Origin of the sequence: Mycobacterium sp. THU-M104, assembly GCF_049197365.1 — a bacterium.
GTDB lineage: Bacteria > Actinomycetota > Actinomycetes > Mycobacteriales > Mycobacteriaceae > Mycobacterium.
Map to the genome: position 1 here is coordinate 42,123 of NZ_JBMIOP010000017.1, position 6,631 is coordinate 48,753.

At 66.9% G+C, this 6,631-nt stretch carries 6 protein-coding genes; 4 read left to right on the forward strand and 2 right to left on the reverse strand.

Features of this window, described 5'->3' with window-relative positions:
* Positions 1-4: 4 nt before the first annotated feature.
* Entirely contained in the window at positions 5-694 is a 690-nt protein-coding gene (locus tag ACOJVU_RS01545; RefSeq protein ID WP_421528154.1) for a hypothetical protein, read from the reverse strand.
* Positions 695-888: 194 nt separating this feature from the next.
* On the opposite strand from ACOJVU_RS01545, the gene ACOJVU_RS01550 reads away from it, so the two are divergent.
* The gene (locus ACOJVU_RS01550; protein ID WP_421528155.1) at positions 889-1,863 is read left to right on the forward strand and encodes a carbohydrate kinase family protein; all 975 of its coding nucleotides are present in this window, start codon (positions 889-891) and stop codon (positions 1,861-1,863) included.
* A gap of 90 nt (positions 1,864-1,953) precedes the next feature.
* Here the strand turns inward: ACOJVU_RS01550 and asnB are convergent, their stop codons facing one another.
* Positions 1,954-3,909 carry an asparagine synthase (glutamine-hydrolyzing) gene (asnB, locus tag ACOJVU_RS01555; protein ID WP_421528156.1) on the reverse strand — a complete coding sequence of 652 codons (1,956 nt, stop codon included), beginning with the start codon at positions 3,907-3,909 and terminating at the stop codon, positions 1,954-1,956.
* A gap of 292 nt (positions 3,910-4,201) precedes the next feature.
* Here asnB and ACOJVU_RS01560 point away from each other — a divergent pair, with 292 nt between their 5' ends.
* The 3 genes from ACOJVU_RS01560 to ACOJVU_RS01570 form a co-directional block, all read left to right on the forward strand.
* Positions 4,202-5,182 carry a cytochrome c oxidase subunit II gene (locus tag ACOJVU_RS01560; RefSeq protein ID WP_421528163.1) on the forward strand — a complete coding sequence of 327 codons (981 nt, stop codon included), beginning with the start codon at positions 4,202-4,204 and terminating at the stop codon, positions 5,180-5,182.
* Positions 5,183-5,195: 13 nt separating this feature from the next.
* Positions 5,196-5,615 (forward strand): cytochrome c oxidase subunit 4, encoded by a 420-nt coding sequence (locus tag ACOJVU_RS01565; protein WP_421528157.1) that lies wholly within the window; start codon positions 5,196-5,198, stop codon positions 5,613-5,615.
* 181 nt (positions 5,616-5,796) lie between these two features.
* Positions 5,797-6,631 (forward strand): MmpS family transport accessory protein (locus ACOJVU_RS01570; protein ID WP_421528158.1); only part of this gene is annotated, 835 nt, incomplete at its 3' end.

Here is a 6,631-nt window from a genome sequence, read left to right on the forward strand (position 1 = left end):
GGCTCTAGTACGAACCGCCGGTGCGCAACACGTACGAGCACACCATGATCTGGCCGCGCTGGAACAGCAATTGCGCTATGCCCTGCACCTGCCCGTGCCCGTGCATCGCGCCACCGAACGTGGGCGAAACGCGCATCGTGAACAACACCTGGGCCTGATACTGCGATAAGTACACGATCTTGTCGATCGAGGTCACCTCGACCTGGGAGAACTGCTTGCGGAAGGCGTCGCTGGCGAGCCTGGCCAGCGCCAGGTCCGATCGCTTGTCGCGCACCCCGTCGTACATGCCGCACAGAGCGTTGTGGACGACGACATCGAGATCGCGGTGGTCCAGCGCGTTCAGGTAGCCCTGAATGGCCGTTTTGGCCGCACCCTCCGAGAACGTCGCGCCGGTGTTGGCGCCGTTGGTACGGACCCCGTACACGATCGCCACAGTCGTCGTGGCCGCCAGGGCGACGGCCACCAGGACACTGACCAGCAAACGTCGCTTGGACCGTCGCTGCGGGTAGCCGACCGGCGCCGGTGGCGGACCTGCATAATTGAGCGGCGGGGGTCCCGCAGGACCCCCCGCCGCAGGACCGAACGTCGAGTCGCCGACCGCGTGATCGTTGGGGTACTCGAACGGCCGCGACGCTGCGGACGGCGCTGGACGGTCATGGCCGACGGTGTGGTTCGGGGGGTGCGGACCGGCCATCGTGGATCTCCTACGGTGGTAGTTGGGGCGCCCGGTAAAGGGTCGGGGGCGGGTGACCGCCCGCTCGTCGGGGCTCGGCGACTGGTGAGGTTTGTAGGCAGGCTAGCGCACCGGTTCGCCCGGACCGCGGACGCAACGACGGTCAATGCACGCGAGTAAGGTAGACAGTCTTATTAATGAAGGATGGAGATTTCGTGACGATCGCGGTGACTGGGTCGATAGCGACCGACAATCTGATGCGGTTCCCCGGCCGCTTCTCCGAACAGCTGCTGGCCGATCATCTTCAGAAGGTCTCGCTCAGCTTCCTGGTGGACGACTTGGTGATCCACCGCGGCGGCGTGGCCGGCAACATCGCCTTCGCCATCGGGGTGCTCGGCGGTGACGTGGCCCTCGTCGGTGCCGCCGGTGACGACTTCGCCGACTACCGCGAATGGCTGCTGGCCCACAACGTCAACTGTGATCACGTCCTGATCTCAGATAGTGCGCACACGGCGCGCTTTACCTGCACCACCGACGTCGACATGGCCCAGATCGCATCGTTCTACCCCGGCGCCATGTCGGAGGCCCGCAACATCAAGCTCGTCGACGTGATCTCGGACCTGGGCGAGCCGGAGTTGGTGATCATCGGCGCCAACGACCCCGAGGCGATGGTCGTGCACACCGACGAATGCCGCAAACTGGGGCTCCCGTTCGCCGCGGACCCGTCCCAGCAGCTGGCCCGGTTGTCGGGAGACGAGATCCGCAAGCTCGTCGACGGCGCCGAGTACCTGTTCACCAACGACTACGAATGGGACCTGATGCTGTCCAAGACCGGCTGGACGGAAGCCGACGTCATGGCGCAGATCCGCCTGCGGGTCACCACGCTGGGCCCCAAGGGGGTGGACGTGGTGCAGCCCGACGGCACCAGCATCCACGTCGACGTGGTGCCCGAGACCAGTCAGGTCGACCCCACCGGCGTCGGCGACGCGTTCCGCGCCGGCTTCCTCACCGGGCGCAGCGCCGACCTGAGCCTGGAGCGCTCGGCGCAGTTGGGCTCGCTGGTGGCCGTGCTGGTGCTGGAGTCCACGGGGACCCAGGAGTGGACGTGGGATCACGAGGTCGCCAGGACCCGGCTGGCCGGGGCCTACGGCGACGAGGCGGCCGCCGAGATCGCCGCGGTGCTGGCTTAGTGGTCGCGAGCAGTCCCTCGCAAGCGGGAGGTGCCCCAGCAAAAGCCCCGATTTCGGCCTGAAATTGCGGGCTTTTGCGACTGCTCGCCATCAAAGCTGGACTGGGTAGACCGGTTCGCTGATCTGCGGTGTCACGCTCTGATCGACGAAGATGGCGTGCCACAGCATGAAGATCAGTACAGTCCACAGTCGGCGGCTGTGATCGACGACGCCGTTGCGGTGCTCGTCGAGCATCCGGCGGACAGCGGGCACGTCGAGCAGGTGACCGGCCTGCGACGAGTCGACCATCGCGTAGGCCCACTCCATCAGCTCACCGGCGCGCAGCCAATGCCGGATCGGCACCGGGAAGCCGAGCTTGGGCCGGTGCAGCACGTGCGCCGGCACGACGGGCTCCAGCGCGCGACGCAGTGCGTACTTTGTGGTCTTGCGAGTGATCTTCGCCTCCACGGGCAGCCGCGACGCCACGGCGAAGACCTCCGGGTCCAGGAACGGCACCCGCAGCTCCAGCGAGTTGGCCATCGTCATCTTGTCGGCCTTGACCAGGATGTCGCCGCGCAGCCAGGTGAACAGGTCGAGGTGCTGCATGCGGGCCACCGGATCCAAGCCGGCCGATTCCGCGTACACCGCGGCGGTGACGTCGGTGTGTGTCCAGTCTTCGCGGAATCCCGGCAGCACGTCGCGCAACTGCGCGTCGGAGAAGCTGCGGGCGTTGCCGTAGTAGCGCTCCTCGAGCGTCAACGAACCACGGTGCAGCAGGCTCTTGCCGCGCATGCCCTCGGGCAGCGGTTTGGACACCCTGCCCATCGACTTGCGCAGCGGCCGCGGCAGATAGTCGAAGGGCCGCAACGAAAGCGGCTCCCGGTAGATCGTGTACCCGCCGAACAGCTCGTCGGCGCCCTCACCGGAGAGCACCACCTTGACGTGTTTGCGGGCTTCGCGCGCGACGAAGAACAGCGGTACCAGCGCGGGGTCGGCCACCGGCTCATCGAGGTACCAGACGATCTCGGGCAGGGCCGCCACGAACTCCTGCGGGGTGACGATCTTGGCGATGTGGCGGGCGCCGATGGCCTCGGCGGAGGCCACCGCGACGTCGATCTCGGAGAATCCCTCCCGCTCGAAGCCGGTGGTGAACGTGATCAGCCGCGGATTGTGCCGGATGGCCAGCGCCGCGATGGCGGTGGAGTCGATGCCCCCGGACAGAAAAGCACCCACGGTGACGTCGGCGCGCATGTGCTTTGCCACCGAATCCTCGAGCACCGCGGTGATCTCGTCGTAGCGGGCTTGTTCGGCGTCACGGGTCAGTGGCACTGGCGCGAAGCGCGGCACGAAGTACCGGGTGACCTCGGGCTGCCGGCCGGGACGGATCCGGCTGTAGCAGCCCGATTCCAGCCGGCGTACCCCGCGGTGCAGCGTCTCGGGCTCCGGCACGTACTGCAGAACCGTGTAATGCTGAACCGCCCGCTCGTCGATCCCGGTGTCGAAGCGCAGCAGATCGGCCAGATCCAGCAGGCACTTCTTCTCACTGGCCACCGCGGTGCCGCCGGCGCCGGTGGCGACGAACAGCGGCTTGATACCGAAAGGATCACGCGCGCAGAACAATTCACGAGTTTCGGTGTCCCACAGGGCGAATGCGAACATGCCGCGCAGGCGGCCCAGCACCTCAGTGCCCCAGTGGTGGTATCCGGCGACGACGGCCTCGCCGTCGCCGTCGGTGGCGAACGCGGCGCCGTGCCGGGCGGCAAGTTCGTCGCGCAGCTCAAGGTAGTTGTAGATCTCGCCGTTGAACACCAGCACGTAGCGGCCGGGATGTTCGGGCGGCCCCCAGCGCAGCGGTTGGTGCGAGTGGGCGATGTCGATGATCGACAGTCGGTTGAAACCGAATACGACCGCGCCGTCGGCGTCCGGATCGGTCCAGGTGCCCGGCTCGTCGGGCCCTCGGTGGCGCATCAGGTGCGACGCACGCGCGACGGACGCGTCGGCCCGGGCTGCCCCATCGGGGGCCGCAGCAACCGCCGGGGCCGCGACAAAAGCCAACAGTCCGCACACGGCGCCCCAGTATGCCGCACCTGGCTGCTGGATGTGGTGCCCGCCCGCGAGAGGTCACCGGCGGATCCGGCGACCTGGAGAATGGTGCAGCCGGGGTTTCGTCGCCGGCGTCAGAGCCGTGGTCTACGCTGCGTAGTATTCGATATCCGAGTCTGGAGGCGCCAACGTGACACCTCGCGAGCAGGTCCGTTCGCACTGTTTGTCGCAGGTCAGGTTTCAAGGGCTTTCGGGTGGTCTTCCCGTCAGCGTGCGGGGGCTGTTCCGGCGTCGCCGGCCGCTGGCACTGGCCGGCATGCTGGGAGCGCTTGCGGTCAGCGTGAGTGGCTGCAGCTGGTCGCAGGCGCTGGGGATGGGCTGGCCGGAAGGCATCACCCCGGAAGCGCACCTGAACCGGGAGCTGTGGATCGGCGCCGTCATCGCCTCCCTGGCCGTCGGCGGCATCGTGTGGGGGCTCATCTTCTGGTCTTCGGCCTTCCACCGCAAGAAGGCGACCGACACCGAGTTGCCCCGCCAGTTCGGCTACAACATGCCCTTGGAGCTGGTGCTCACGGTGATGCCCTTTCTGATCATCTCGGTGCTGTTCTACTTCACCGTCGTGGTCCAAGAGAAGGTGTTGCACATCGCCAAGGACCCGGACGTGGTGATCGACGTCACCGCCTTCCAGTGGAACTGGAAGTTCGGTTACCAGCGCGTCGACTTCAAGGACGGCACCTTCACCTATGACGGCGCCGACCCCGCCCGCAAGAAGGCCATGGTCTCCAGGCCGGTGGGAGTCGACAAGCATGGCGATGAACTCGTCGGCCCGGCGCACGGGCTCCACGGTGAGGACCTCAGCTACCTCAACTTCGACAAGATCGAAACGTTGGGGACCACCACCGAAATCCCGGTGCTCGTGCTTCCCGAGGGCAAGCGCATCGAGTTCCAGCTGGCGTCCGCCGACGTGGTGCATTCGTTCTGGGTGCCCGAATTCCTGTTCAAGCGTGACGTGATGCCCAACCCGAAAGCGAACAACTCCGTCAACGTGTTCCAGGTGGAGCAGATCGACAAGACCGGCGCATTCGTCGGTCACTGCGCCGAGATGTGCGGCACCTACCATTCGATGATGAATTTCGAGGTCCGGGTGGTGTCGGCGAACGACTTCAAGGCCTACCTGCACCAACGTATGGAAGGCAAGACCAACGCCCAGGCGCTGCAGGCGATAAACCAGCCCCCCATGGCGGTGACCACCCATCCGTTCGACACCCGCCGCGGTGAATTGACCACAAGCCAGTAGGTGAGGACGCTCAATGCATATCGAAGCGAGGCTGTTCGAGTTCGTCGCCGGGTTCTTTGTCATCGTGGCGGTGGTTTACGGGGTGTTGACTTCGTTGTACGCGACCGGTGGTGTGGAGTGGGCGGGCACGGCCGCGCTGGCGTTGACCGGCGGCATGGCCCTGATCGTGGCCACCTTCTTCCGGTTCGTGGCGCGCCGGCTCGACACCCGGCCCGAGGACTATGAAGGTGCTGAGATCAGCGACGGCGCAGGCGAATTGGGGTTCTTCAGCCCGCACAGCTGGTGGCCGCTCATGGTCGCGCTCTCCGCCTCGGTGACGGCGGTCGGTGTCGCGCTGTGGCTGCCGTGGCTGCTTGCCGCGGGGGTGGTTTTCATCCTCGCGTCGGTGGGCGGGTTGGTCTTCGAGTACTACGTCGGGCCCGAGAAACACTGATTTCGGAACGCGAAGGTCACAATCGGATCACGTGACCGGTGGCCAGTTCGCCAGGACGCTTTTGGCGCTTTCGGTTCGGTAGGGTTTGTCCAGGCAGGATGAGAACTTGTGAAGTGCGCGCGCAACGATGTGACCGCGGAGCCCCGCGCGCTTGTGACGCAGTTGGACAGGGCAGGCGAAGATGAGCGGGCCGAACCCCCCAGGATGGAAACCTGAACACCCCGATTCCGTGAGCAAGCTCAGCCCCGAACCGGATTCCGCTGACGGACACGGCGACGACCCTGAACCCGGCGCCGAAGCCGGTCCGGCGGAGGAACTCCAACACGTCGACGACGCCGAGGTGCCGGCCGCTGACCGGGGCGTCCAGACGGACGCATACTCCCGGGCCTATTCGGCGCCCGAGTCCGAGCATGTCACCGGCGGCCCCTACGTGCCGGCCGACCTTCGGCTTTACGAGTACGACGACTACGACGAGGCGCCCGAACCGGAAAACGAACACCGTGCTCCGCGCTGGCCGTGGGTGGTCGGTGTCGCCGCGATCGTGGCGGCGATCGCGCTCGTGGTGTCGGTTTCGCTGCTCTTCGCGCGTACCGACACCAGCAAGCTCGCCAACCCGGCCACCACCACACCGTCGAACCCGCCGATGCAGGACCAGATCACCACGACGAAACCGCCCCCCCCGCCGCCGCCTCCGCCGCCACCGCCCCCGACTGCCACCGAAACCCAGACGGTGACGGTGACCCCGCCGCCGCCCCCGCCGGCGACCACCTCGGCGGAGCCGTCGGCCACCTCGACGGCCGCGGCGCCCCCGCCGACGACCACCACCCCGACCGGTCCGCGGCAGGTCACCTATTCGGTGACCGGCACCAAGGCGCCCGGCGACATCATCTCGGTGACCTACGTCGACGCCTCCGGTCGCCGGCGCACCCAGCACAACGTGTACATTCCCTGGTCGATGACCGTCACGCCGATCGCCCAGTCCGACGTAGGCTCGGTCGAGGCGTCCAGCCTGTTCC

Excerpts from the sequence above, each read along its gene's own strand:
- ACOJVU_RS01545 (WP_421528154.1), bottom strand. The coding sequence starts at position 694 with ATGGCCGGTCCGCACCCCCCGAACCACACCGTCGGCCATGACCGTCCA.
- ACOJVU_RS01560 (WP_421528163.1), top strand. The coding sequence starts at position 4,202 with ATGCTGGGAGCGCTTGCGGTCAGCGTGAGTGGCTGCAGCTGGTCGCAG.
- ACOJVU_RS01565 (WP_421528157.1), top strand. The coding sequence starts at position 5,196 with ATGCATATCGAAGCGAGGCTGTTCGAGTTCGTCGCCGGGTTCTTTGTC.